At 72.8% G+C, this 24,142-nt stretch carries 23 protein-coding genes; 17 read left to right on the top strand and 6 right to left on the bottom strand.

All coding sequences use genetic code 11. The annotated features are described in order from the left end of the window. The first annotated feature begins 25 nt into the window (after window positions 1-25). From GA0115242_RS24800 to GA0115242_RS24790, 3 genes are read left to right on the top strand one after another with little or no spacing between them, the layout of a single operon-like run. Entirely contained in the window at window positions 26-613 is a 588-nt protein-coding gene (locus GA0115242_RS24800) for a DUF5998 family protein (protein WP_176729908.1), read from the top strand. Then, window positions 613-1,803, top strand: a complete 1,191-nt coding sequence (locus GA0115242_RS24795) for an alkaline phosphatase family protein (RefSeq protein WP_093832102.1) — start codon at window positions 613-615, stop codon at window positions 1,801-1,803. The genes GA0115242_RS24800 and GA0115242_RS24795 overlap by 1 nt, the downstream gene beginning before the upstream one ends. A 41-nt stretch (window positions 1,804-1,844) precedes the next feature. Continuing rightward, window positions 1,845-2,492, top strand: coding sequence for a thymidine kinase (locus GA0115242_RS24790; protein WP_093832100.1), 648 nt, complete (start codon window positions 1,845-1,847; stop codon window positions 2,490-2,492). A gap of 29 nt (window positions 2,493-2,521) precedes the next feature. Here GA0115242_RS24790 and GA0115242_RS24785 read toward each other — a convergent pair whose 3' ends face one another. Continuing rightward, window positions 2,522-3,325: a VOC family protein gene (locus GA0115242_RS24785; RefSeq protein WP_093832098.1), complete on the bottom strand. Its 804-nt coding sequence runs from the start codon at window positions 3,323-3,325 to the stop codon at window positions 2,522-2,524. A 292-nt stretch (window positions 3,326-3,617) separates the two neighbouring features. On the opposite strand from GA0115242_RS24785, the gene GA0115242_RS24780 reads away from it, so the two are divergent. Then, the gene (locus tag GA0115242_RS24780) at window positions 3,618-4,469 is read left to right on the top strand and encodes a sulfurtransferase (protein WP_093832096.1); all 852 of its coding nucleotides are present in this window, start codon (window positions 3,618-3,620) and stop codon (window positions 4,467-4,469) included. 764 nt (window positions 4,470-5,233) lie between these two features. On the opposite strand, the gene sepH is transcribed toward GA0115242_RS24780, so the two are convergent. After that, window positions 5,234-6,259, bottom strand: coding sequence for a septation protein SepH (sepH, locus tag GA0115242_RS24775; RefSeq protein WP_093832094.1), 1,026 nt, complete (start codon window positions 6,257-6,259; stop codon window positions 5,234-5,236). A gap of 471 nt (window positions 6,260-6,730) precedes the next feature. Between sepH and GA0115242_RS24765 the strand changes: the two genes are divergently transcribed. Further along, complete coding sequence (locus GA0115242_RS24765) at window positions 6,731-7,516, top strand: hypothetical protein (RefSeq protein ID WP_093832090.1); 786 nt, start codon at window positions 6,731-6,733, stop codon at window positions 7,514-7,516. On the opposite strand, the gene GA0115242_RS24760 is transcribed toward GA0115242_RS24765, so the two are convergent. Next, window positions 7,440-8,759, bottom strand: coding sequence for a D-arabinono-1,4-lactone oxidase (locus GA0115242_RS24760; protein ID WP_093832088.1), 1,320 nt, complete (start codon window positions 8,757-8,759; stop codon window positions 7,440-7,442). The two genes, GA0115242_RS24765 and GA0115242_RS24760, sit on opposite strands and share 77 nt — an antisense overlap. Then, window positions 8,719-9,957 carry an MFS transporter gene (locus GA0115242_RS24755; RefSeq protein WP_093832086.1) on the bottom strand — a complete coding sequence of 413 codons (1,239 nt, stop codon included), beginning with the start codon at window positions 9,955-9,957 and terminating at the stop codon, window positions 8,719-8,721. Before GA0115242_RS24755 ends, GA0115242_RS24760 begins: the two co-directional genes overlap by 41 nt. A gap of 198 nt (window positions 9,958-10,155) precedes the next feature. On the opposite strand from GA0115242_RS24755, the gene GA0115242_RS24750 reads away from it, so the two are divergent. Continuing rightward, entirely contained in the window at window positions 10,156-11,283 is a 1,128-nt protein-coding gene (locus GA0115242_RS24750; protein ID WP_093832084.1) for a ferrochelatase, read from the top strand. 8 nt (window positions 11,284-11,291) lie between these two features. Next, window positions 11,292-12,107 (top strand): inositol monophosphatase family protein, encoded by an 816-nt coding sequence (locus GA0115242_RS24745; RefSeq protein WP_093832082.1) that lies wholly within the window; start codon window positions 11,292-11,294, stop codon window positions 12,105-12,107. A gap of 130 nt (window positions 12,108-12,237) precedes the next feature. Here GA0115242_RS24745 and GA0115242_RS40885 read toward each other — a convergent pair whose 3' ends face one another. Next, window positions 12,238-12,402 (bottom strand): hypothetical protein, encoded by a 165-nt coding sequence (locus GA0115242_RS40885; RefSeq protein WP_176729907.1) that lies wholly within the window; start codon window positions 12,400-12,402, stop codon window positions 12,238-12,240. Window positions 12,403-12,814: 412 nt separating this feature from the next. Here GA0115242_RS40885 and GA0115242_RS24740 point away from each other — a divergent pair, with 412 nt between their 5' ends. The 4 genes from GA0115242_RS24740 to GA0115242_RS24725 all read left to right on the top strand — a co-directional run bounded on the left by GA0115242_RS24740 (window position 12,815) and on the right by GA0115242_RS24725 (window position 16,340). Then, complete coding sequence (locus tag GA0115242_RS24740) at window positions 12,815-13,468, top strand: response regulator transcription factor (protein ID WP_093832080.1); 654 nt, start codon at window positions 12,815-12,817, stop codon at window positions 13,466-13,468. 5 nt (window positions 13,469-13,473) lie between these two features. Then, entirely contained in the window at window positions 13,474-14,721 is a 1,248-nt protein-coding gene (locus GA0115242_RS24735; RefSeq protein WP_093832078.1) for a sensor histidine kinase, read from the top strand. A 394-nt stretch (window positions 14,722-15,115) separates the two neighbouring features. Next, complete coding sequence (locus tag GA0115242_RS24730; protein ID WP_005481602.1) at window positions 15,116-15,412, top strand: DUF4193 domain-containing protein; 297 nt, start codon at window positions 15,116-15,118, stop codon at window positions 15,410-15,412. 13 nt (window positions 15,413-15,425) lie between these two features. Beyond that, entirely contained in the window at window positions 15,426-16,340 is a 915-nt protein-coding gene (locus GA0115242_RS24725; protein WP_093832076.1) for a hypothetical protein, read from the top strand. Window positions 16,341-16,565: 225 nt separating this feature from the next. Here the strand turns inward: GA0115242_RS24725 and GA0115242_RS24720 are convergent, their stop codons facing one another. Next, complete coding sequence (locus GA0115242_RS24720) at window positions 16,566-17,030, bottom strand: DUF3093 domain-containing protein (protein WP_093832074.1); 465 nt, start codon at window positions 17,028-17,030, stop codon at window positions 16,566-16,568. A gap of 58 nt (window positions 17,031-17,088) precedes the next feature. Between GA0115242_RS24720 and GA0115242_RS24715 the strand changes: the two genes are divergently transcribed. From GA0115242_RS24715 to GA0115242_RS24690, 6 genes are all read left to right on the top strand, one after another. Continuing rightward, window positions 17,089-17,673, top strand: a complete 585-nt coding sequence (locus tag GA0115242_RS24715) for a PaaI family thioesterase (RefSeq protein ID WP_093832071.1) — start codon at window positions 17,089-17,091, stop codon at window positions 17,671-17,673. A gap of 5 nt (window positions 17,674-17,678) precedes the next feature. Beyond that, window positions 17,679-18,230 (top strand): dUTP diphosphatase, encoded by a 552-nt coding sequence (gene dut / locus GA0115242_RS24710; RefSeq protein ID WP_093832069.1) that lies wholly within the window; start codon window positions 17,679-17,681, stop codon window positions 18,228-18,230. A gap of 1 nt (window position 18,231) precedes the next feature. After that, a complete protein-coding gene (locus tag GA0115242_RS24705) occupies window positions 18,232-18,993 on the top strand; it encodes a DUF3710 domain-containing protein (RefSeq protein ID WP_093832067.1) in 762 nt (253 codons plus the stop codon). A gap of 526 nt (window positions 18,994-19,519) precedes the next feature. Then, a complete protein-coding gene (locus tag GA0115242_RS24700) occupies window positions 19,520-20,686 on the top strand; it encodes an alginate lyase family protein (RefSeq protein WP_093832065.1) in 1,167 nt (388 codons plus the stop codon). Window positions 20,687-20,871: 185 nt separating this feature from the next. Next, a complete protein-coding gene (locus tag GA0115242_RS24695) occupies window positions 20,872-23,424 on the top strand; it encodes a sensor histidine kinase (RefSeq protein WP_093832063.1) in 2,553 nt (850 codons plus the stop codon). Beyond that, on the top strand, window positions 23,421-24,107 hold the full coding sequence (locus GA0115242_RS24690; protein WP_093832061.1) for a response regulator: 687 nt from the start codon (window positions 23,421-23,423) through the stop codon (window positions 24,105-24,107). Before GA0115242_RS24695 ends, GA0115242_RS24690 begins: the two co-directional genes overlap by 4 nt. Window positions 24,108-24,142: the final 35 nt, after the last annotated feature.

The following is a 24,142-nucleotide window of genomic DNA, read 5'->3' as shown; positions in this document are numbered from 1 at the left end:
CCACCCACGGATTAGGATGGACCGCATGGCCAAGACCAGTACGACGACCCAGGGGCTGCGTGCGGCGATCGAGCGCAGCGGCTACTACCCGGCCCTCGTGGCCGAGGCGGTGGAGGCCGCAGTGGGCGGCGAGCCCATCCGGTCGTACCTGGTCCACCAGGAGACGACGTTCGACCAGAACGAGGTGCGCAGGCACGTCACCGTGCTGGTCCTCACCGGCAACCGGTTCATCGTCAGCCACACCGACGAACAGGCCGCCGACAGCACCTCCCCGACGCCGTACGCCACCACCTCCACCGAGTCCGTGACCATCGGCAGGATCTCCTCCGTGGTCCTCAGCCGGGTGGTCGCCAACCCCGAGCAGTACGTGCCCGGCACCCTGCCGCGCGAGGTCGTCCTCACCATCGGCTGGGGCGCCGTCTCCCGGATCGACCTCGAACCGGCCGCCTGCGGCGACCCCAACTGCGAGGCGGACCACGGCTACACCGGCAGCTCCACCGCCGACGACCTCAGCCTGCGCGTCAGCGAGGCGGGCGACGGCCCCGACACCGTCCGCGAGGCCCTCGCCTTCGCCCAGTCGCTCTCCGAGGCGACCGCGGACACCACCCGCTGATGGCACAGCCCGCCTGGGACGACGCCCCGCAGCCCCTCGCCCCCGACTCGGCCCCGCTGCCCCAGTACGGCAGCGGCTCCCTCGCCGACCTGCTCCCCACCCTCGCCACCGGCATGGGCGTCCCCGGGCTCGCCGCGGGCATCAGCGAGCTGACCCCCGTCGACCGCGCCTGCGTCTTCCTGGTCGACGGGCTCGGCTGGGAACAGCTCCGGGCGCACCCCGACGAGGCGCCGTTCATGACGTCGCTGCTCGCCGGTTCGCGCGCCGGGACCGGCACCCCGCTCACCGCCGGCTTCCCGGCCACCACCGCGACCTCGCTCGCCTCCGTCGGCACCGGACTGCCGCCCGGCGCGCACGGACTGCCCGGCTACACCGTCCGCGACCCGGCCACCGGCGCCCTGATGAACCAGCTCCGCTGGCAGCCCTGGACCGCGCCGGAGGTCTGGCAGCCCTACCCCACCGTCTTCCGGCTCGCCGAGGACGCGGGCGTGCACGCCGCCCAGGTGTCGTCACCGACCTTCCAGCACACCCCGCTCACCAAGGTCGCGCTCAGCGGCGGCGTCTTCCGCGGCAGGCTCGCGGGCGAGGAGCGGATGGACCTCGCGGCCGCCGAACTCGCCGCCGGGGACCGCTCCCTCGTCTACACCTACTACGCCGAACTCGACGGCGCGGGCCACCGCTTCGGCGTCGACTCCGACGCCTGGCGCGGCCAACTCATGTACGTGGACCGCCTGGTGCAGCGGCTCGCCGAGCAACTGCCCCCGCGCAGCGCCCTGTACGTCACCGCCGACCACGGCATGATCGACGTCCCGTTCGACGACGACCACCGCATCGACTTCGACGCCGACTGGGAGCTGCGCGCCGGGGTCGCCCTGCTGGGCGGCGAGGGCCGGGCCCGGCACGTCTACGCGGTGCCCGGCGCCCGGGGCGACGTGCTGACCTGCTGGCGCGAGGTGCTCGGCGAGCAGTTCTGGGTGGCCTCGCGGGACGAGGCGATCGACACCGGCTGGTTCGGCCCGCGCGTCGACGACCGGGTCCGCGGGCGGATCGGCGACGTCGTCGCGGCGGCCAGGGACGACGTCCTGATCATCGCGTCGGAGCGGGAGCCGAAGGAGTCCGCGATGGTCGGCAACCACGGTTCGATGACCCCCGCCGAGCAGTTCGTCCCCCTGCTCGAAGTACGCTCCTGACCCGCCGCCCCACGCCCCTGCCGAAAGGTGCTCACCCCGCCATGCCCGAGCTGGTGTTCTTCTCCGGAACGATGGACTGCGGGAAGTCGACGCTGGCCCTCCAGATAGAGCACAACCGCTCCGCGCGCGGACTGGTCGGCATGATCCTCACCCGCGACGACCGCGCGGGTGCCGGAAAGCTCTCCTCCCGCCTCGGCCTCGTCACCGACGCCGTCGAGGTCCGCGACGACCAGGACCTCTACGTCCACCTCGTCGACCACCTCTCGCAGGGCGGCCGGGCCGACTACGTCATCGCCGACGAGGCGCAGTTCCTCGCCCCCGGGCAGGTCGACCAGCTCGCGCGGATCGTCGACGACCTCGGCCTCGACGTCTACGCCTTCGGCATCACCACCGACTTCCGCACCAAGCTGTTCCCCGGCTCCCAGCGCCTGGTGGAGCTGGCCGACCGGGTCGAGGTGCTCCAGGTGGAGGCGCTGTGCTGGTGCGGCGCCCGCGCCACCCACAACGCCCGCACCCTAGGCGGCCGGATGGTCGTCGAGGGCGCGCAGGTGGTGGTCGGGGACGTCAACCAGGCCGAGGACGTCGGCTACGAGGTGCTCTGCCGCAGGCACCACCAGCGCCGGATGACCGCGGCGGCCTCCCGCGCCGCCGCTCTCTCCCCCGACGTCCTGCCCGTCACCTCCGGCTGACGCCCGTCACCTCCGGCTGACCCCGCCCGTCAGCCCGGGTTCTCCATCAGCGAGAACCGCGCCCCCTCCGGATCGGCGACCAGCGCCACCCGCCCGTGCGCGGACTCCGCGGCCGGGGTGAGCACCAGCCCGCCCAGCTCCCGCACCCGCGCGACCGACGCGTCGACGTCCGCCGACTGGAAGTACGTCATCCAGTGCGGACCCCGCTGCCGGGGCAGCGCACCGCCCGCGCCGTGCAGCCCGGCCACCGGACGCCCCGCCACCTGGAGGGTCACGTAGTCGAGACCGGCCGGGGCGAGCGTCTCCCGGGTGTAGCCGAAGACCGTCTCGTAGAACTTCACCACGCTCGCCGTCTCGAAGGTCACCAGCTCGTTCCAGACCGGCGTCCCCGGCACCCCCGTGACGCCGGTGCCCTGGTGCCTGGCCGCCTGCCAGACTCCGAACACCGCGCCCGCCGGGTCGGAGGCGATCGCGAGCCGCCCCGCCTCCGCCGCGTCCAGCGGCCCCACGCCGACCGTGCCGCCGCACATCCGCACCGTCTCCGCCGTCAGATCGACGTCGTCCGAGGCGAGGTACGGCGTCCAGGCGACCGGCAGATGGCGGTCGGGCGGCAACTGCCCGATCCCGGCCACCTCCTGGCCGTCCAGCAGGGCCCGCGCGTACGGGCCGAGCTGCTGCGGGCCGGGCCGGAACTCCCAGCCGAACAAAGCCCCGTAGAACTCCTGGGTCGTCGCGACCCCGTGCACCATCAGACTCACCCAGCAGGGCGTGCCGGGCGCGTGCCCGGCGTGCTGCTCGCCGTTCGGGCCCAACGACCCCCGTGCCTCGGTCATGTCACTCTCTCCTCGAACCCCTCGCGGTGGCCGTGTCGCCGCCGCACTGCGGATCCCCGTGCCGATGCTCGCACCCCCGACGCCACTGCGCCCCCCGGGCACGCCGCGCTCACCACCCCGCGCGCGCTGAACTCCCCCTCCGCGCTCGACCGTCCGGTCCCCGGCGGCGCTCGGCGGCGGCCGGCTCCGTACCGCGTCCGCCCTGCTGACATCGGTGCGACGGGCGTGTCCCGCGTCCCGGAGTAGCCGGATGACGACGGCGCGGCCATCCCCGTGCGCGAGGATGGCGGACATGAACGCCATCATCTCCGCAACCGAACTCGCGGCTCTGCTCGCGGGTCCGAACCCGCCCGTCCTGCTCGACGTCCGCTGGCAGCTCAGCGCGGCGAAGGCGGCGGGCGAACCGCCCTTCGACGGCCGGGCCGCGTACGCCGAGGGGCATCTGCCGGGCGCCGTCTACGTCGACCTGGACACGGAACTGGCCTCCGCGCCCGGCGCCGCGGGCCGCCACCCGCTGCCCGACCTCGACGTGTTCGGCGCCGCGATGCGCCGGGCGGGCGTCGCGGTACGCCGACCGGTGGTGGTCTACGACGGCGGACAGGGCTGGGCCGCGGCCCGCGCGTGGTGGCTGCTGCGCTGGACCGGCCACCAGGACGTACGGGTCCTCGACGGCGGCCTGCCCGCCTGGCAGGGGGCGCGCGAGACGTCCGCGCCCGCCCCGGCGGAGGGCGACTTCCGGCCGGTTCCGGGCACCGAGGGTCTCCTGGACGCCGACGCGGCCGCTGACCTGGCCCGCACCGGGGTGCTGTTCGACGCGCGCGCGGGGGAGCGGTACCGGGGTGACGTCGAGCCCATCGACCGGGTCGGCGGGCACATCCCGGGCGCGGTGTCGGCGCCGACGAGCGACAACGTCGACCCGGACGGCCGGTTCCGGCCCGCCCGGGAACTCGGCGACCAGTTCAAGGCGCTGGGCGCGACCGACGGCACACCGGTCGGCGTCTACTGCGGCTCCGGGGTCTCCGGCGCCCACGAGGTGCTGGCCCTGGCGGTCGCGGGCATCCCGGCCGCGCTGTACGTCGGCTCCTGGTCCGAGTGGTCGTCCGACCCGGACCGCCCCGTCGCGGTGGGCCCCGACCCCCAGTGACCACGCCGAGCGGGGCGGGCGCGGCACGGTAGGAGTGCGTGCGGCGCGGCGGTCGGGGCGCGAGGTGCGTCGGCCGCCGAGGGGTGGAGGTGCGCGGGGGTGCGCCGAGCGCCCTTCGGCGGTGACGTGTGGTGCGTCAGCCGCCGGACCGTGCGGTGGCGGTGCCCGCGGTACGCCGATCGCCGCGCTGTGAACGGTCGGTCGGCGTGCTGTGCGGTGCGCGTGGTGCGCCGGTCACCCTGCGGTGACGGTGCGTGCGGCGGCCCGATCGCCGTGCCGTGGCCGTCGTGCGGCGCGGCAGCCGCCGTGTCGGTGTCCGTGGTGCGCGAGGCGCCGTGCCGTGGCGGTGCCGGACGCGAGCCGGTGGTGCCGTGAGGTGTCACTTGCGGCGGTTGATCGTCGTGCCGTGGCCGTCGTGCGGCGCGGCAGCCGCCGTGTCGGTGTCCGTGGTGCGCCAGGCGCTGCGCCATGGCGGTGCCGGACGCGAGCCGGTCGTGCCGCGAGGTGTCACTTGCGGCGGCCGGTCGTCGTGCCGTGGCGGTGCGCGGGCGGCCCGGCCGCCGTGCTGCCTGCTGCTTGCAACGGCCCGGTCGTCCCCCCCCGTAGCGGTGCCCACCGTGCACCGGACGCCGTGCCGCTCCTCCGCCCCGCCTCGCTGATCCGTGCCGTCCCGCCGCGCGGCGGACGCACGAGAGGGCCCGCGTCAGGATCGACGCGGGCCCTCTTCCGGCGCGGGCGGTGGCGGACCGCCGAACCGCCGCGTGCTACTCCTGCTTCTTGCGGCGCGTGCCGAAGACGATCTCGTCCCAACTGGGGACCGCGGCACGGCGGCCCGGACGGACGCCGTCCGCCTCGGCCTGGCGGTCGGTCGAGCCGATCAGCCGGTCGCGGTGGCTGCCGACGGAACGGGGCATCAGGACGTCCGCGTAGGCGGAACCCGCCGACGCGGCGGGCGCCTGCGACTCCTCCTCGCCGGGCTCCTCCTCGGGCTCCTCGGCCGGTGGATCGACCGGGCGCTCGGGCACCACGAGGTCACCGCGGAAGCTGGGCACCGCTTCCAGCAGGCTGGTCAGCGAGTCCCGTTCGCCCGCGCCCTCCTCGCCCGCGTCCGAAGGTGCCGGGGGCAGGCTCGGCCGGTCCCGGTCGAGGGGCCGGTCGCGCGGCAGCCGGGCGATGCGCGGCACGAACGGGAAGCTGGGCTCCGGCGCGGCGAGGTCGTCGGACTCGCCGATCAGCGCGCGCGCCTCCTCGTCCACGGCCTGCACCAGCCGCCGGGGCGGGTCGTAGGTCCAGCTCGCGGAGTGATGCTCGCCCGCGACCTGGTACGCCAGCATGACCTCCCAGGTGCCGTCGTCACGGCGCCAGGAGTCCCAGACGGCGGTGTCCTTGTCGGCGCCGCGCAGCAGCAGCCGCTCCGAGACGGCCTCGCCGAGCTGGGGTCCGGCCGCGTTCTCGCCGGGGCGGCGGACGGGGGTCTTGCGCGCTCTCTCGGCCATGAACGCGCGCTCGGCGAGCACAGGACCCTCGAAACGGCGCACCCGGTCGACCGGGATCCCGGCGTGGTGGGCGACCTCTTCCGCGGTGGCGCCGGCCCGTATGCGCGCCTGGATGTCGCGGGGGCGGAGGTGGCTCTCCACCTCGATCTCGATCTGGCCGAGGCGTGGCCGGTCACCGCGGACGGCGGCGCGCAGCCGCTCGTCGATGGGGAGGGTGTACTCCGTTGAATCGGCAGCCTTGAGCACCAGCCGTGTGCCGTCATTGGAGACGGCCACGACACGCAGTTCGGGCATGGGGACCTCCCGGGTGGTGCCTGCCGACGTCACGTGCGTCGCTGCTTCCGCTAGTCGAGTGTGGCCTGCCCGGGTGCAGCCTGCCACAACCTTGCCGAGTTGCCCGGCGTGTCGGGCCGGGGCCCGGGTACGCCGTTATGGCACGGTTACCTATTTCGCAACGCTAAGTGATCAACTCCGTCACCCTGTGCAACAAGCTCCCCTTCCGGCGGTCCGACGAGGCCCCGTGCGCCCTGTCGGGGGACTTGACCCAGGGCTCGCAACAGTACTCCATTTGGACCACGTGCGTGGATTGGCACGCCCTCAACTTCTTGTGCGGGTGGGGACTTGAGTGTCCGTTGCGGGGCCCGAAGATCTTGAACGTGGCGTACTTCACGGAATCGCCAGAAACGGAACTATTGGTTTCGTCCGTACGTCCCTTTCTCGTGCAGTTGGTCGCTCAGGTGCGTGAAAGGCAGGCAAGATCCCGGTATGCGTGAAAGGCCCGGTACGAGTGAGGAGACCGAGCGGGAAGGCGGAAGGAAGCTGGACCTGAGCCTGCCCCAAGTGGCGGGCAGCGCCGTCGCCGCGGTGATCGCGGCCAAGCTCGCCTCGTCCTTCGGGGTCTACGGCACCATCCTCGGCGCGGGCGTCGTCAGCGTGATCGCCACCTGCGGCGGCAGCGTCTTCCAGCACTTCTTCCGGCACACCGGACAGCAGATCCGCGAGGTGGGCGTCCCGGCCCGCGCCCGGGAACAGCCGCGCCCGCTGCCCGCCGACCCCGCCGCGCCGCCCGCGCCCGACGGGTTCACCGAGGGCACGGTCTACCGCGCCCGGGTCAGGAGCTGGCGGCGCCCGGTGGTCGCGGCGGCCCTGGTCTTCGGTGTGACGATGGCCGGGATCACCACCTACGAACTGGCCTCCGGCAGCAGCTTCAGCGGCGGCGGCGCCACGACCGTCGGTGACGCGGTCACCGGCAGGACGTCCTCGTCGCACCCGTCGTCCGACCCCACCGGCCAGGACTCCGGCTCCACCGGCACCGCCCCCGCGTCCCCGACCCCTTCGCCTGGCGAAGGGCGGACCGGCGAGGACGGCTCCCCGACCCCCGGTTCCGGTACCGCCTCCGGGGAGGCCACGCCGACCCCCACCCCGAGCGCCTCGGACAGCGGGGCGAGCCCCACCCCCGAGCCCAGCGCGTCGGCTACGACCCCAGAACCCTCCGCAAGTAGTCGTTCCGGAACAGCCGATCAGGGTCGAGCCGGTCCCGGAGCGCCGTGAACTCGCCGAAGCGCGGATAGACCTCGGCGAAGTACTCCGCGTCCCTGGTGTGCACCTTGCCCCAGTGCGGCCGCCCCTCGTGCGCGGTGAAGACGCGCTCGGCGGCGGTGAAGTAGGCGTGGTAGGGCGTGCCGCGGAACATGTGCACGGCGATGTACGCGCTCTCCCGGCCCGAGGCGGTGGAGAGGGTGATGTCGTCGGCGGGCGCGGTGCGCACCTCGACCGGGAAGCTGATCCGCAGCCCGGACCGCTCGATCACGGTGCGCAGCTCCCGCAGCACGTCGGTGACGGCCGCGCGCGGAACGCAGTACTCCATCTCCACGAACCGCACCCGGCGCGGCGAGGTGAACACCTTGTACGGGATGTCGGTGTACGTCCGGGCGGACAGCGCCCGGCTGGAGACGCGCGCGATGGTCGGCACGGAGACGGGAGCGGCCCGGCCCACCCACTGGGCGACCTGGAAGACGCCGTTGGAGAGCAGTTCGTCGTCGATCCAGCCGCGGACCGGGCTCACCGGCCGCTCCGGGCCCGCGCTGCGGTTGTTGCGCTTGGTGTTGGTGTTGCCGGTGTGCGGGAACCAGTAGAACTCGAAGTGCTCGTTCTCGGCCCACAGCGCGTCGAAGTCCGCGAGGACGCGGTCGAACGGCATCGGCTCCTCGCGCGCCGTCAGCAGGAAGACGGGCTCGACGGCGAAGGCGATCGCGGTGACGACGCCCAGCGCGCCCAGGCCGATCCGGGCGGCGGCGAAGACGTCCGGGTTCTCCTCGGCGGAGCAGCGCAGCACACCACCGTCGGCGGTGACCAGTTCGAGTCCCCTGATCTGCGCGGCGATCGAGGCGGAGGCGCGGCCGGTGCCGTGGGTGCCGGTGCTGGTGGCGCCGGAGACCGTCTGCTCCATGATGTCGCCCATGTTGGTCAGCGACAGGCCCTCGCGGGCCAGCGCCATGTTGAGTCTCTTGAGCGGGGTACCCGCCTCGACCGTGACCGTCATGCTGTCGCGGTCGATGGCGCGTATGCCGGTCAACAGTTGAGGGCGTATCAATACACCGTCGGTGGCCGCTATGGACGTGAACGAGTGCCCGCTGCCGACCGCCTTCACGGCGAGACCGTCCTCGGCGGCCCGGCGCACGGCCGCCGCCAGCTCCTCCACCGAGGCGGGGGTCACCTCCCGCGCGGGACGCGAGGCGACCGTACCGCCCCAGTTACGCCACGTTCCGTTCTTGCCGCTCGCTGTGCTGCTCAACGGTGCCTCCCCGACCCGGAACCGGCCTGCTGAGCCGGCGGTACCCGAGGAAACCGACCGCGACCGCGACGGCCCCGGAGACCGCGGGGACCCCGTACCCGGCCCGCGCCCCGGCCGCGTCGATGACCCAGCCGGCCACCGAGGAGCCGACCGCGACGCCGACCGCGAGGCCGGTGCTCACCCAGGTCATGCCCTCGGTCAACTGCGCGCGTGGTACGTGCTCTTCGATGAGGGACATCGTCGTGATCATCGTGGGAGCGATGGACAGACCCGCGACGAAGAGCGCCACGGCCAGAAACGGCAGGTTCCCGACCAGTAGGAGGGGGATCATACTCACGGCCGTCGTACAGATGCCCAGGAGCCAGCGGCGTCCCGGCGCACCCTTGAAGCGCAGCAGCCCGAAGACCACCCCGGCCAGGCACGAACCCGCCGCGTACAGGGCCAGCACCACGCTCGCCGCGCTCTTGTGGCCGCGCTCGTCGGCGAAGGCCACGGTGACCACGTCCACCGCCCCGAAGATCGTGCCGGTCGCCACGAAGGTGGCCACCAGCACCTGGAGCCCCCGCGAGCGCATCGCGCTGCCGCGCTGCTGGGGGTCGCGCGGGTGCGGCTCGGGCTCCGTGGCGCGCTGCGAGGTCAGCCAGAAGACGCCGACGGCCAGGAAGCAGGCGGCGAGCAGCGGGCCCGCCTCCGGGAACCAGGCCGTCGACAGACCGATCGAGATGATCGGCCCGAAGATGAAGCACACCTCGTCGACCACGGATTCGAAGGAGTACGCGGTGTGCAGTTGCGGAGTGCCCCGGTAGAGCGCGGCCCAGCGGGCACGGACCATGGCGCCGAGGCTCGGCACCGCGCCGATCCCGGCCGCGCACACGAACAGCACCCAGTCCGGGCCCCCGAAGGACGTCGCGCACAGCAGACCCGCCGCCGCGACGAGCGCCACCAGCGTCGCCGGGCGCAGCACCCGGGACTGCCCGTGCCGGTCCACCAGCCGGGAGATCTGCGGCCCGACGGCGGCCGCCGAGAGCGCGATGGTGGCCGACAGCGCCCCGGCCAGCCCGTACCGCCCGGTGACCTGCGAGATCATCGTGACCACGCCGATGCCCATCATCGACAGGGGCATCCGGCCGAGGAGCCCGGCGGCGGAGAAGCCCTTGGTGCCTGGGGCGGCGAACAGGGCGCGGTAGGGGCTGGGCACGGGCTCTCCGGAAGGGGGACGGCCACGCGCGCGCGGAGGCTCCGGCGCGCAGTGGACGAGGACGGCTCGGTAAGGTGCCAAATCGGCTGATACAGCTTACGAGTGAGGTCACCCTAATGCACCCGGTTATCCGGCGCCGACGGCGGACCCACCCCCCGCCGTCGCCGGGCTGTCAGCGCCGGATGGCAGGATCGGAGCATGCCAGACGCGCTCGATGCCACCCCCTACGACGCCCTGCTCCTGCTCTCCTTCGGCGGCCCCGAGGGCCCGGACGACGTGGTCCCGTTCCTGGAGAACGTGACCCGCGGGCGAGGCATCCCCAAGGAACGCCTGAAGGAAGTCGGCCGGCACTACTTCCTGTTCGGCGGAGTCAGCCCGATCAACGGCCAGAACCGCACCCTGCTGGACGCCCTCCGCAAGGACCTCGCGGGCCACGGCCTCGACCTGCCGGTCTACTGGGGCAACCGGAACTGGGCCCCCTACCTGACCGACACCCTGCGCGAGATGGTCACCGACGGCCGCCGCCGCGTCCTGGTCCTGGCCACCAGCGCCTACGCCTCCTACTCCGGCTGCCGCCAGTACCGCGAGAACCTCGCCGAGTCGCTCGCCGCCCTGGAGGCCGAGGGCCTGGAGCCGCCCAGGGTCGACAAACTGCGGCACTACTTCAACCACGAGGGCTTCCTGGAGCCCATGATCGACGGCGTCCTCGCCTCCCTCGCCGACCTCCCCGACGACGTCAGGGACGGCGCCCACATCGCCTTCACCACCCACTCCATCCCGACCGCCGCCGCCGACACCTCCGGCCCGGCCGAGGACCACGGGGACGGCGGCGCCTACGTCCGCCAGCACCTGGACGTGGCCCGGCTGATCGCCGACGCCGTCGAGGCCCGCACCGGCGTCGCCCACCCCTGGCAGCTCGTCTACCAGTCCCGCTCCGGAGCCCCGCACATCCCGTGGCTGGAGCCCGACATCTGCGACCACCTGGAGGAGCGCCGGGCGGCCGGTGTCCCGGCGGTCGTCATGGCGCCGATCGGCTTCGTCTCCGACCACATGGAGGTCCTCTACGACCTCGACACCGAGGCCACGGCCAAGGCGGCCGAACTGGGCCTGCCGGTGCGCCGGTCGGCCACCGTCGGCGCCGACCCGCGCTTCGCCGCCGCCGTCCGCGACCTCGTCCTGGAACGCGCGGCAGCGGAGCGCGGCCGACCGGTCACCCCGTGCGCCCTCGGCGCCCTCGGGGCGAGCCACGACGTCTGCCCGGTCGGCTGCTGCCCCTCCAGGACCCCCCGCCCGGCAGCCGCGGGCGCCGACAGCCCCTACGCGTGAGGAGCCCCGTGACCGACCCCCTGCACTCGGAACTGCTCGCCCTCGCCCAGGAGGCCGCCCGGCGCGCGGGTGCCCTCCTGCGCGACGGGCGCCCGGCCGACCTGGCCGTCGCCAGGACCAAGTCGAGCCCCATCGACGTCGTCACCGAGATGGACATCGCGGCGGAGAAGCTGATCACCGACCTGATCGCCGGACACCGTCCCGACGACGGGTTCCTCGGCGAGGAGGGCGCCTCCACCGAGGGCACCAGCGGCATCCGCTGGGTCGTCGACCCGCTGGACGGCACCGTCAACTACCTCTACGGACTGCCCACCTGGTCGGTCTCCGTCGCCGCCGAGCAGGACGGCGAACGGGTCGTGGGCGTGGTCGCGGCCCCGATGCGCGGCGAGACCTGCCACGCGGTGCGCGGCCGCGGCGCCTGGGCCACGGGCGCGTGGGAGGGCGAACGCCGCCTCGCCTGCCGCCCCGCACCGCCCTTCGACCAGGCCCTGGTCTCCACCGGCTTCAACTACGTCACCGAGGTCCGCACCCACCAGGCCGAGGTCGCCCACCGGCTGATCCCGCTGCTGCGCGACATCCGCCGGGGCGGCTCGGCGGCCGTCGACCTCTGCGACGTGGCGGCCGGACGCCTGGACGGCTACTACGAACGCGGCCTTCACCCCTGGGACCTGGCGGCCGGTGACCTGATCGCCAGGGAGGCGGGCGCGCTGACCGGCGGCCGCCCCGGCCTGCCCCCGGGCCACGACCTGACCGTCGCCGCCGCCCCCGGCGTCTTCGAACCCCTCCAGCAGCACCTGGAGAACCTCGGCGCCTGGCACGACTGAGCGCCGCCCGCCGGGCCAGGGTCCCGGCACACGGAAGGGCCTCCGGTGCTGGATTCACCGGAGGCCCTTCCGCCTGGCGTCAAGCTGTGCACCGCGGGCCACGAACCCCCGCGGTCTCGCCGGTCAGACGCTAGGCGCCGACCTCCACACCGTGTTCGGCCGCCAGCCGGCGCAGGTCGTCGAGCTCGCCCTGCTCCACCTCGACGAGGAAGTCGTCGCCCTCGTCACGAGCCCGCGTCAGATCGGTCTCGGTCGCCCTTATGCGCTGCAGAAGTCCTGCGGTGAATGCGTCCATGCTGCGCCCCCTCGTCCTGGGTCGTGGGTCTGTGGCACGGGGGTGTGCCGGTGGAAGGGGCGATCACGTCTCCTCAGGTGCCCGGCGCAGCCGCGCCGGGCGGCGACGGAGCCGGACACCCACGCCCACTCTGCGGAAAGCGGATTGCGCCGTGCCGCATGGTGCTGCGGCACTAGCAGAGCGTGATCGCGGGGTATGAAGCGTCCTCCCCGCCGTCCCTTCCACGGAAACCTCAACCCGGCGAGAAAATCCCGCATTCCCGGGCCTCACACCCGTTCTTCATGCTCCGTACCCCGCCTTACCGCCGACTTACGGCCCAAAAGGGCAGGATGGAGCCCGACACCCGGGAAGACCCCTGCCCGCGGGGCGCCCTGCGGCGCTACGCGGGTGGACATCAGGAAGGACAACGGACGTGCGCGTACTCGTCGTCGAGGACGAGCAGTTGCTCGCCGATGCGGTGGCCACCGGACTGCGCCGGGAGGCCATGGCCGTCGACGTCGTGTACGACGGCGCGGCCGCCCTGGAACGCATCGGCGTCAACGACTACGACGTGGTCGTCCTCGACCGCGACCTCCCGCTCGTCCACGGCGACGACGTCTGCCGCCGCATCGTCGAGCTGGGCATGGCCACCCGCGTGCTGATGCTGACCGCCTCCGGGGACGTCAGCGACCGCGTCGAGGGCCTGGAGATCGGCGCCGACGACTACCTCCCCAAGCCCTTCGCCTTCAGCGAGCTGATCGCCCGGGTGCGCGCCCTCGGCCGCCGCACCAGCGTCCCGCTGCCGCCCGTCCTGGAGCGCGCGGGGATCAAGCTCGACCCCAACCGCCGCGAGGTCTTCCGCGACGGCAAGGAGGTCCAGCTCGCGCCGAAGGAGTTCGCCGTCCTCGAGGTCCTGATGCGCTCCGAGGGCGCGGTGGTCTCCGCGGAACAGCTCCTGGAGAAGGCCTGGGACGAGAACACGGACCCGTTCACCAACGTGGTGCGGGTGACCGTGATGACCCTGCGCCGCAAGCTGGGCGAGCCGCCCGTCATCGTCACCGTGCCCGGCTCCGGCTACCGGATCTGATCCCGATGGCAGCAACACCCGCGCTCCCCACCGCACCGCCCAAGCCCACCTGGGACCCGAAGAAGCCCGACCCGCCCTTCCCCTGGCTGCGCCCGACCATCCGCATACGGCTGACGCTGCTGTACGGCGGCATGTTCCTGATCGCCGGCATCCTGCTGCTGTCGATCATCTACCTGCTGGCCGCGCAGGCGATCAACACCGGCAACCAGCCACCGTTCAAGATCGTCAGCGGCACCCTGATCAAGGTCACCAGCGACGACTGCCCGGCGATCAACAGCTCCTCCCTGCCGCTGTCCGACTTCAACGACGTGATCAGCCAGTGCGTCGACCAGCAGCGCCAGGTCGCCCTCGACCATCTCCTCAGCCGCTCCCTGCTGGCCCTCCTGGGCCTCGCGGTGATCGCCTTCGCCTTCGGGTACGCGATGGCGGGCCGGGTCCTCTCGCCGCTCGGCAGGATCACCCGCACCGCCCGCGCGGTGGCCGGTTCCGACCTCTCCCGGCGCATCGAGCTGGACGGCCCTGACGACGAGCTGAAGGAGCTGGCCGACACCTTCGACGAGATGCTGGAGCGCCTCCAGCGGGCCTTCACGGCCCAGCAGCGCTTCGTCGGCAACGCCTCGCACGAGCTGCGCACCCCGCTCGCGATCAACCGCACCCTGCTGGAGGTGCACCTGTCGGACCCGAACGCGCCGGTGGAGCTCCAGCAGCTCGGCAAGACCCTGCTCGCCACCAACGAGCGCAGCGAGCAGCTCGTCGAGGGCCTGCTGCTGCTCGCCCGCAGCGACAACCAGATCGTCGAGCGCAAACCGGTCGACATCGCGGAGGTCGCCGAGCAGGCGATCGACCAGGTGCTCGCGGAGGCGGCGGCCAAGGGCGTCGTGATCCGCGGTGAGCAGAAACCCGCGGTGGTCCAGGGCAACGGCGTGCTGCTGGAGCGGATCGCGCTGAACCTCGTCCAGAACGCGGTGCGCTACAACGTGCCGGAGGACGGCTGGGTCGAGGTCAGCACGGACGTCCAGCACGGCCAGGCCGTCCTGGTCGTGTCCAACACCGGGCCGGTGGTCCCGGCCTACGAGGTCGACAACATCTTCGAGCCCTTCCGGCGGTTGCGCACCGAGCGGACGGGCAGTGACAAGGGGGTCGGCCTCGGTCTGTCCATCGTGCGGTCCGTGGCGCGGGCGCACGGCGGGCACATCGCGGCCCAGCCGCGTGAGGGAGGTGGGCTCGTGATGCGGGTCACCCTGCCGATCTGAGATCATGGCCGCCGACACCCGGGGGATGTTCGCTTTGCGCGGAATTTTCTGCACAAAGAGAAAGCCGTTCCCTGTGTGATCGATCACAAGGGCGAATTTCCGGCCATCTACTCTCAGTGATCAAGTAGCCCCTGGAAAGCCTGGATAATCCGGGTTTTCGGGGGTCTTGTTCACGGGAAGTACACGGTGAGACGCCTTTGAAGTGCGGCATTGGGACCGTGTACGGTCCCGTTCGCCATCCAAGCCGATCACTCTTGAGGAGTCCGGTTGGGTGTCGATTGAGTAACAGACCTTGATGTGAGGCAAAATCTCCGCCTCGGGTCGGGCACAAGTCCGGCCTCTCACGCGTTACGTGCGCTGGAGACACCGCAGACACCCAGAGGGGGAGAGCGACATGGCAACGGATTACGACACCCCACGCAAGACCGACGACGACGTCGACTCGGACAGCCTTGAAGAGCTCAAGGCCCGGCGCAACGACAAGTCGACGTCGGCGGTCGACGTCGACGAGTTCGAGGCCGCAGAGGGCCTCGAACTGCCCGGCGCGGACCTCTCGAACGAAGAGTTGGCCGTCCGGGTCCTGCCCAAGCAGCAGGACGAGTTCACCTGCATGAGTTGCTTCCTCGTGCACCACCGCAGTCAGCTGGCCCGGGAGAAGAACGGCCAGCCGATCTGCCGCGACTGCGACTGAGGGCGGGTCGGCCGTGACTGGCTCGACCCCTCCCCGGAAGCGCCGCTTCCCTCTGCCGGGAGCGGACAAGGGACCGTCCGACGGTTCCCGAGGCGCACGTGACGCAGACGAGCGGGGCTCATCCAACGGGTCGGCCTCGCTCGAACCGACGGCCGGCGGGGCTGACCTCCCGGCGCCGTCACACGAGGCACCCGCACCCGTCGCCAGGCGACGGGCGGCGGTGCTGCGTGACAAGGTCCGGGACGGCGCCCGCAAGGGCGGCAGCCGCGCCAGGGCGGGCCTCGGCTACCTGGCGGACCGGATCATCGACAACGCCCCGCGGATCCCCGTACGCGACCTCGCGACGCTCCGCGGACAGTTCCCCGGGCTCGGCCCGGAGGAGCTCGCCGACAAACTCGTGACCGGCGCCGCGAGCGCCACGGCCACCGTCGGCGCGGGCATCGGCGCGGCCGCGATGATGCCCGTACCCCCGGCCATGCCCGCCGAACTCGCGGCCGAGATCACCGGTGTCGCCGCGATCGAGCTGAAACTCATCGCCGAGCTGTACGAGGTCTACGGCGTCAGACCGCCGGGCACCCTCTCGCAGCGCAGCACCACGTACCTGAACGCCTGGTCGGGCCAGCGCGGGATCCAGGTGACCAAGCCGTCGACCGTGAAGTCGGCGATGAACGGTCACATGAAGCAGCAGATGCGCCAGCAGATCATGAAGCGCATGGTGCGCGACCTGCCGAACCTGATGCCGTTCATGGTCGGCGCCGCCGTGGGCGCGCTCATGAACCGCAGGGACACCAGAAAGCTCGCCGCCCGTGTCCGCGCCGACCTGCGCGGCGTCCAGGTGCCCTGGGAGGCCCTGCCGGAGCTGCCGCCCCTGGAGACCCCGCCGGACCCGCTGGACCCGGGCCTGCCCCCCAGGGAACTCGGCCGCTGACCGTCCCGCCGGGCACCGCCCCCACGCACTCGCGGCGCCCGGCCGCCACCGAGTCCCATCGCCTGCCCCGACGCCCACGGGCCCACCGGTCGCCGTCCGCTCAGAAGCCCTCGGCACCCCGCGGCCGTGCGCGTCCCGCCGTCGGACGGGTCCGGAAAACGGCGCGGGCGCCGACCTCCGTCAGCGCCCGTGGTGTGGGTGGCCGACCCGCAGGTCGGCCGGGTCCTACGCGGCGGCCTCGCGGCCCGTGCGCAGCGCCTCGGCCAGCCTCTCGGGCTCCCGCGTCGACAGGTACAGGTACGGCGTCGGGTCCTCGGGGTCGGTGACCTCCACCCGCAGCGCGGTCGGGATGTACGCCCGCAGCAGCAGGAAGGCGCGGGTGTCGGCCTTGTGGGTCCGCCAGGCGCGGGCCTCCTCGGCGTCCAGGACCTCCGCGTCGCCCAGCGCGGAGAGCGGGATCTTCGCCTCGCCCGCGATCAGCGCGCCGTTCACCACCCTGATCCGCACCGAGCCGTACGCGCTCGCCATCACCGCGGCCGCCGCGGTGCCGCCGACCAGGCCCCCGAGCAGCGGGAGCGTGCCGAACGGCAGCATGATCAGGGCCAGGGAGACCCCGACCAGCAGGGAGATGAGCCACCAGGAGCGGGGGGCCGTGAGGCGTTCTTCGTACGGAGCGGCGGAGAGCTGCATGGAGCCAAGCTTGGCACGGTGTCCGGAACCGGCCGACGCGCGGGTAAGGTCTGCGCCTGTGAGTCGTACTTCCGCAGCTCTCGAGCCCCCCGCCGACGCGGTGAGACCCGTCCGTCACCCCGACGCCCCCGCGCCCGGTGAGCTGCTCGGCGCGCACTACGAACACTGTTTCGGATGTGGCGGCGGACAGCCCCACGGGCTGCGCCTGGAGGCGCGCGCGGGGGAGGGGGTCACCCTCACCGCGGAGTTCACCGTGCGCCCCGCCCACCAGGGCGCCCCCGGCCTCGCGCACGGCGGGGTGCTGGCCACCGCCCTCGACGAGACGCTCGGCTCGCTGAACTGGCTGCTGCGCAAGATCGCCGTCACCGGACGCCTGGAGACGGACTTCGTGCGGCCCGTGCCGGTGGACACCGTGCTGCACCTGACGGCCGAGGTGACGGCGGTGGCGGGACGGAAGATCTGGTCGACCGCGACCGGACGGATCGGCGGCCCCGAGGGGCCCGTCGCCGTGCGCGCCGACGCCCTCTTCATCGAGGTCAAGGTCGAGCACTTCATCGACAACGGCCGCCCGGAGGAGATCCGGGCCGCCATGAACGACCCGGACCAGAGCCGGCGCGCACGCGCCTTCGAGGTGAACCCGTGAGTCCTGTGAGCCGTGAGCCCCTGGACGTGCTGATCAGGCGCGTCGACCCGGACGTACCGCTTCCGTCGTACGCGCTCCCCGGGGACGCCGGGGCCGATCTGCGGACCACCGAGGCCCGCGCCCTCGCGCCCGGCGAGCGGGCCGTGCTGCCCACCGGGGTGTCTGTGGCGCTGCCGGAGGGGTACGCGGCCTTCGTGCACCCTCGTTCGGGGCTCGCCGCCCGGTGCGGTGTCGCCCTCGTGAATGCCCCAGGGACGGTTGATGCCGGGTACCGTGGGGAGATCAAGGTGATCGTGGTGAATCTCGATCCGCGCGAGACGGTGCGGTTCGAGCGCTTCGACCGGATCGCCCAACTGGTGGTCCAGCAGGTCGAAAGGGTCCGCTTCCGGGAGGTCGCGGAGCTTCCCGGCTCGGCGCGGGCCGAAGGGGGCTTCGGGTCCACCGGCGGTCACGCCGCGGTGGCCCCTGCGGGCAGCACAATCGGTGAGGTCGCCGACGGCGGCCCAACGGGTGGGAATCGATACGCATCGGTCGTATCCGACCGGGAAGGACAGTGACGTGTTCGGACGTCGCAACAAGAAGGGTGCCGCCGAGGACGCGGCCGGCGAGGCCGAGCAGGTCGTCGACAGCGTCGACGCTGAGGCGGACGGCACGGAGGCCGGGCGCGAGCGCGCGCGGCTGGAGCCGGAGCCCCGGCCCGACGGGCCGTGGGACGACACCGAGGTCCGCGACCCGGCCGAGGGCCGCGTCGACCTGGGCGGCCTGTTCGTACCGGGTGTCGACGGCATGGAGCTGCGGGTCGAGGTCGCGGGCGACGCGATCGTCGCGGCCACCGTCGTGCTGCGCGACAGCGCCGTCCAGCTCCAGGCCTTCGCCGCTCCCAAGCGTGAGGGCATCTGGGGCGAGGTGCGGGACGAGATCGCGGGCGGCATCACCCAGCAGGGTGGCATCGTCGACGAGGTCGAGGGCCCGCTGGGCTGGGAGCTGCGGGCCCAGGTGCCGGTGCAGCTGCCGGACGGCACGGGCGGCTTCCAGGTCGTGCGGTTCGTCGGTGTGGACGGCCCCCGCTGGTTCCTGCGCGGAGTGATCTCCGGACAGGGCGCGGTGCAGCCGCAGGCGGCGGGTCTGCTGGAGAACATCTTCCGGGACACCGTGGTGGTCCGCGGCGAGGGCCCGATGGCCCCCCGCGACCCGATCGTCCTCAAGCTCCCGAACGACGCCCAGATGGTCCCCGAAGGGGTCCAGCAGGAGGAGAACTCCCGCTTCTCGGGCGGCATGGGCCAGCTCCAGCGCGGACCGGAGATCACCGAGGTCCGCTGACCGCCGAGCCGCCACGGGTCGCCGACGGCACGGTTGCCGGGGCGCATCGGTTACCGGCACCGGGGTGCGATGCGCACTGGTGCCGAAGCGCCGGATGCGGCAGCGCCGGTTCCGGCCGCCGTCGCGGACGCGGCGCACACACGTTACGGAGAAGGGCCGCACCCCCGGGTGCGGCCCTTCTCCGTGCACGCGAGCCGCCGACCGATCGATGAAGGGCGCTGCCCCACCTCGCGAGCCGCCCTCACCCGCTGCCGTCTTCACCTCGTGGCTGTCCCGCCTTGCGGCCGCTCCGCCCGCTGCTGTCCTCATCTCGCGGCTGTCCCGCCTCGGGGCCGTTCCGCCTGCCGCTGTCCTCACCCGCTGCCGTCCCCACCCGTGGCCGTCCAACCCGCAACGTCCACCCCGCCGCGCGCCTCCCGTGCGCGGGCCCTTGACGGCGCATTGGTCCGGACCTACGGTCTGCGCTCAACGCCTCTGTTCATAAAGGCGCTTGTCGTTCACATACGAGAACGAAAGGCCCCCACACATGCGCAGAACCGCTCTCCTCGCCGGCGTCGCCGCCCTGATCGCCGGTGTCCTCTCCTGGCCCGCCCAGGCCGCCCCCACCACCTTCGCCCACCCCGGCGTCACGGTCTCCAGAGGGCAGCTCGACTTCGCCCGCGCCCAGGTCACGGCCGGGGCCCAGCCCTGGAAAGGCGCCTTCGACCAGATGAAGGCGAGCAAGTACGCTGACCTCAACCGCACGCCCAAGCCCCGGGCGACCGTCGAGTGCGGCTCGTACTCCAACCCCAACTACGGCTGCACCGACGAGCGCGAGGACGCGATCGCCGCGTACACCGACGCGCTCGCCTGGTACATCACCCGGGACGAGCGGTACGCCAAGAAGTCCATCGCCCTCATGGACGCCTGGTCGGCGGTGATCAAGGAGCACACCAACAGCAACGCGCCCCTCCAGACCGGCTGGGCCGGTTCCTCCTGGCCCAAGGCCGCCGAGATCATCAAGTACACGTACACCGGCGGCTGGCCCGGCTCCGGCCGCTTCGCGACCATGCTCCGCGACGTCTACCTGCCCAAGGTCATCGGCGGCTCCAACTCCAACGGCAACTGGGAGCTGTCGATGATGGAGGCCGCCGTCGGCATCTCCGTCTTCCTGGAGGACAAGGCCTCCTACGACCGGGCGATGGCCACCTTCCGCACCCGTGCCGCGGCCTACGTCTACCTCGCCTCCGACGGCGACCTCCCCAGGACCGTCCCCAGCCAGAACCTCACCACCCGGGACAAGATCGTCGGCTACTGGCAGGGGCAGTCGACCTTCGTCACCGGGCTCACCCAGGAGACCTGCCGCGACTTCACCCATACGGGGTACGGCATCTCCGCGATCTCGCACATCGCCGAGACCAGCCGCACCCAGGGGCAGGACCTGTACGGCACCGACGTCGGCGAGCGGCTGCGCCAGGCACTCGGCTTCCAGGCCAAGTACCAGCTCGGCGCCGCCGTCCCGGGCTGGCTGTGCGGCGGCTCCCTGAACCTGGGGCTCGGACCCGTCACCGAGGTCGGCTACAACGCCCTGCACAACCGCCTCGGCGTCGCCATGACCAACACCGAGGCGCTCACCAGGCAGAACCGCCCGGCCGGCAGCGACAACCTGTTCGTCGCCTGGGAGACCCTCACGCACGGCGACAATCCGAACTGAACCGCTTGTCCCGCGCGGGATCTCCCCGGAGGTCCCGCGCGGCACCGTCCCGCGTCGCACGGGGCGTTGCGCGTCAGAGTTGTGTCAAAGACGTCCTCCCGGCAGGTCCCGGTCCGATATGTCCGCGAAAGCTGGCCGTAAGGTCGACGCTGCGTAGGCGGCAGTGACCGGAAGACAATGGAGCCATGGGACGCGGCAAGCTTCGGATATACCTCGGCGCGGCACCGGGCGTGGGCAAGACGTACGCCATGCTCTCCGAGGCCCACCGGCGGGTGGAGCGCGGCACCGACTGCGTCGTCGCCTTCGTGGAGCACCACGACCGGCCGCGCACCGAGGTCATGCTGCACGGCCTGGAGCAGGTGCCCCGGCGGGACCTGCTCCACCGCGGGGCCTCCTTCACGGAGATGGACGTCGACGCGGTCCTCGCCCGCGCCCCCCAGGTCGCCCTGGTGGACGAACTCGCCCACACCAATGTCCCCGGCTCCCGCAACGCCAAGCGCTGGCAGGACGTCGAGGAACTCCTCGCGGCCGGTGTCGACGTCGTCTCGACCGTCAACATCCAGCACCTGGAGTCACTCGGTGACGTCGTCGAGTCGATCACCGGGGTGCGGCAGCGGGAGACCGTGCCGGACGAGGTGGTGCGGCGGGCCGACCAGATCGAGCTGGTCGACATGTCCCCGGAGGCGCTGCGCAGGCGGATGGCGCACGGCAACGTCTACCAGCCGGACAAGGTCGACGCGGCCCTGTCCAACTACTTCCGCCCCGGCAACCTCACCGCCCTGCGCGAACTGGCGCTGCTGTGGGTGGCCGACCGGGTCGACGCCTACCTCCAGCGCTACCGCAGCGAGCACCGCGTCTCGCGGATCTGGGGCTCGCGGGAGCGGATCGTCGTCGGGCTGACCGGCGGACCCGAGGGCCGCACGCTGATCCGACGGGCCGCCCGGCTCGCCGAGAAGGGCGCGGGCGGCGAGGTGCTCGCCGTCTACATCGCCAGCAGCGACGGGCTCACCGCGGCGTCCCCCAAGGAGCTGGCCGTCCAGCGCACCCTCGTCGAGGACCTCGGAGGAACGTTCCATCACGTGGTGGGCGACGACATACCGGCCGCCCTCCTCGCCTTCGCGCGCGGAGCCAACGCCACCCAGATCATGCTGGGCGTCTCCCGCCGCAAGACCTGGCAGTACGTGTTCGGACCGGGCGTCGGCGCGACCGTGGCCCGCGACTCGGGACCCGACCTCGACGTCCACCTGATCACCCACCCCGAGGCGGGCAAGGGACGCGGGCTCCCGGTGGCCAGGGGCGCCCGGCTCGGCCGCGCCCGCATCCTGTGGGGCTGGCTGGTCGGCGTCGGCGGCCCGGCCGCCCTCGCGCTGCTGCTCAACACCGTCCACCTCGGCCTCGCCAACGACATGCTGCTGTTCCTGGCCGTGACGGTGGCCGCGGCCCTGCTCGGCGGACTCCTCCCGGCGCTCGCCTCGGCCGCCGTCGGCTCGCTGCTGCTGAACTACTTCTACACACCGCCGCTGCACCGCTGGACCGTCGCCGACCCCAAGAACATCGTCGCCATCGCGATCTTCGTCGGGGTCGGGATCTCGGTCGCCTCCGTCGTCGACCTGGCCGCCCGGCGCACCCACCAGGCGGCCAGGCTGCGCGCCGAGTCCGAGATCCTCTCCTTCCTCGCGGGCAACGTGCTGCGCGGCGAGACCGGCCTAGAAGACCTCCTGGAACGGGTCAGGGAGACCTTCGGGATGGAGTCCGCGGCCCTCCTGGAGCGCGCCGGAGACGTCGAGCCCTGGACCTGCGCCGGGCGCTCGGGCACCGGACCGCCGGTGCTGCGCCCCGAGGAGGCCGACGTGGACGTCCCCGTCGGCGACCACATGGCGCTCGCGCTCACCGGCCGGGTGCTGCCCGCCGAGGACCGCCGGGTGCTCGCCGCCTTCGCCGCCCAGGCCGCCGTCGTCCTGGACCGCAGGCGGCTGCGCGAGGAGGCCGACCGGGCCCGCGCGCTGGCCGAGGGCAACCGCATCCGCACCGCCCTGCTGGCCGCCGTCAGCCACGACCTGCGCACCCCGCTCGCCGGGATCAAGGCCGCCGTCTCGTCCCTGCGCTCCGACGACGTGGCCTGGTCGGAGGAGGACCGGGCCGAGCTGCTCGAAGGCATCGAGGAGGGCGCCGACCGGCTCGACCACCTGGTCGGCAACCTGCTCGACATGTCCCGGCTCCAGACCGGCACCGTCACCCCGCTGATCCGCGAGATCGACCTCGACGAGGTGGTCCCGATGGCGCTCGTCGGGGTGCCGGAGGAGGGCGTCGTCCTCGACGTGCCCGAGACGCTGCCGATGGTCGCCGTCGACCCCGGGCTGCTGGAGCGGTCGGTCGCCAACCTGGTGGAGAACGCCGTCAAGTACAGCCCGCGCGAGAACGACGTCCTGGTCGCCGCCAGCGCCATCGCCGACCGGGTGGAGGTCCGGGTGGTCGACCGCGGCCCCGGCGTCCCCGACGACGCCAAGGAGCGCATCTTCGAACCCTTCCAGCGGTACGGTGACGCCCCGCGCGGGGCGGGCGTCGGCCTCGGGCTCGCGGTGGCGCGCGGCTTCGCCGAGGCCATGGGCGGCAGCCTCACCGCCGAGGACACCCCGGGCGGCGGCCTCACCATGGTCCTCTCCCTGCGGGCCGCGCGGTCCCGTCCGGAGGAACCGCGCCCCGCACGAACGGAAGAACCGGAAAGGCAGGCCTCATGACCCGGGTGCTCGTGATCGACGACGAGCCGCAGATCGTGCGCGCCCTCGTGATCAACCTCAGAGCCCGCAAGTACGAGGTCGACGCCGCCCACGACGGCGCGGGCGCCCTCCAGCTCGCCGCCGCCCGCCACCCCGACGTGATCGTCCTCGACCTGGGCCTGCCCGACATGGACGGCGTCGAGGTCATCCGCGGCCTGCGCGGCTGGACCCGGGTGCCGATCCTGGTGCTCTCCGCCCGGCACTCCTCCGACGAGAAGGTCGAGGCCCTGGACGCGGGCGCCGACGACTACGTCACCAAGCCGTTCGGCATGGACGAACTCCTCGCCCGGCTGCGCGCCGCCGTCCGCAGGGCCGAACCGGTCGGCGCGGGCGAGGACGACGTGACGACGGTGGAGACCGAGGAGTTCACCGTCGACCTCGCCGCGAAGAAGGTCAACCGCGCCGGACGCGACGTCCGCCTCACCCCCACCGAGTGGCATCTCCTGGAGGTCCTGGTCCGCAACACCGGGCGGCTGGTCAGCCAGAAGCAGCTCCTGCAGGAGGTGTGGGGCCCCTCGTACGGCACCGAGACCAACTACCTGCGGGTCTACATGGCGCAGCTGCGCAGGAAGCTGGAGACGGACCCGTCGCACCCCCGGCACTTCATCACCGAGCCGGGCATGGGGTACCGGTTCGAACGGTAGAGCGGGCCCTGACGGACGGCGCAGCGGCCGGTACG

It is taken from the genome of Streptomyces sp. SolWspMP-5a-2, assembly GCF_900091845.1.
Taxonomy (GTDB): Bacteria; Actinomycetota; Actinomycetes; order Streptomycetales; family Streptomycetaceae; genus Streptomyces; species Streptomyces doudnae.
The sequence above is the reverse complement of the archived record's forward strand: the minus strand, read 5'-3'. Positions and strand labels throughout refer to the sequence as shown.

Excerpts from the sequence above, each read along its gene's own strand:
- GA0115242_RS24800 (WP_176729908.1), top strand. The coding sequence starts at position 26 with ATGGCCAAGACCAGTACGACGACCCAGGGGCTGCGTGCGGCGATCGAG.
- GA0115242_RS24795 (WP_093832102.1), top strand. The coding sequence starts at position 613 with ATGGCACAGCCCGCCTGGGACGACGCCCCGCAGCCCCTCGCCCCCGAC.
- GA0115242_RS24790 (WP_093832100.1), top strand. The coding sequence starts at position 1,845 with ATGCCCGAGCTGGTGTTCTTCTCCGGAACGATGGACTGCGGGAAGTCG.
- GA0115242_RS24785 (WP_093832098.1), bottom strand. The coding sequence starts at position 3,325 with ATGACCGAGGCACGGGGGTCGTTGGGCCCGAACGGCGAGCAGCACGCC.
- GA0115242_RS24780 (WP_093832096.1), top strand. The coding sequence starts at position 3,618 with ATGAACGCCATCATCTCCGCAACCGAACTCGCGGCTCTGCTCGCGGGT.
- sepH (WP_093832094.1), bottom strand. The coding sequence starts at position 6,259 with ATGCCCGAACTGCGTGTCGTGGCCGTCTCCAATGACGGCACACGGCTG.
- GA0115242_RS24765 (WP_093832090.1), top strand. The coding sequence starts at position 6,731 with ATGCGTGAAAGGCCCGGTACGAGTGAGGAGACCGAGCGGGAAGGCGGA.
- GA0115242_RS24750 (WP_093832084.1), top strand. The coding sequence starts at position 10,156 with ATGCCAGACGCGCTCGATGCCACCCCCTACGACGCCCTGCTCCTGCTC.
- GA0115242_RS40885 (WP_176729907.1), bottom strand. The coding sequence starts at position 12,402 with ATGGACGCATTCACCGCAGGACTTCTGCAGCGCATAAGGGCGACCGAG.
- GA0115242_RS24735 (WP_093832078.1), top strand. The coding sequence starts at position 13,474 with ATGGCAGCAACACCCGCGCTCCCCACCGCACCGCCCAAGCCCACCTGG.
- GA0115242_RS24730 (WP_005481602.1), top strand. The coding sequence starts at position 15,116 with ATGGCAACGGATTACGACACCCCACGCAAGACCGACGACGACGTCGAC.
- GA0115242_RS24720 (WP_093832074.1), bottom strand. The coding sequence starts at position 17,030 with ATGCAGCTCTCCGCCGCTCCGTACGAAGAACGCCTCACGGCCCCCCGC.
- GA0115242_RS24700 (WP_093832065.1), top strand. The coding sequence starts at position 19,520 with ATGCGCAGAACCGCTCTCCTCGCCGGCGTCGCCGCCCTGATCGCCGGT.
- GA0115242_RS24695 (WP_093832063.1), top strand. The coding sequence starts at position 20,872 with ATGGGACGCGGCAAGCTTCGGATATACCTCGGCGCGGCACCGGGCGTG.
- GA0115242_RS24690 (WP_093832061.1), top strand. The coding sequence starts at position 23,421 with ATGACCCGGGTGCTCGTGATCGACGACGAGCCGCAGATCGTGCGCGCC.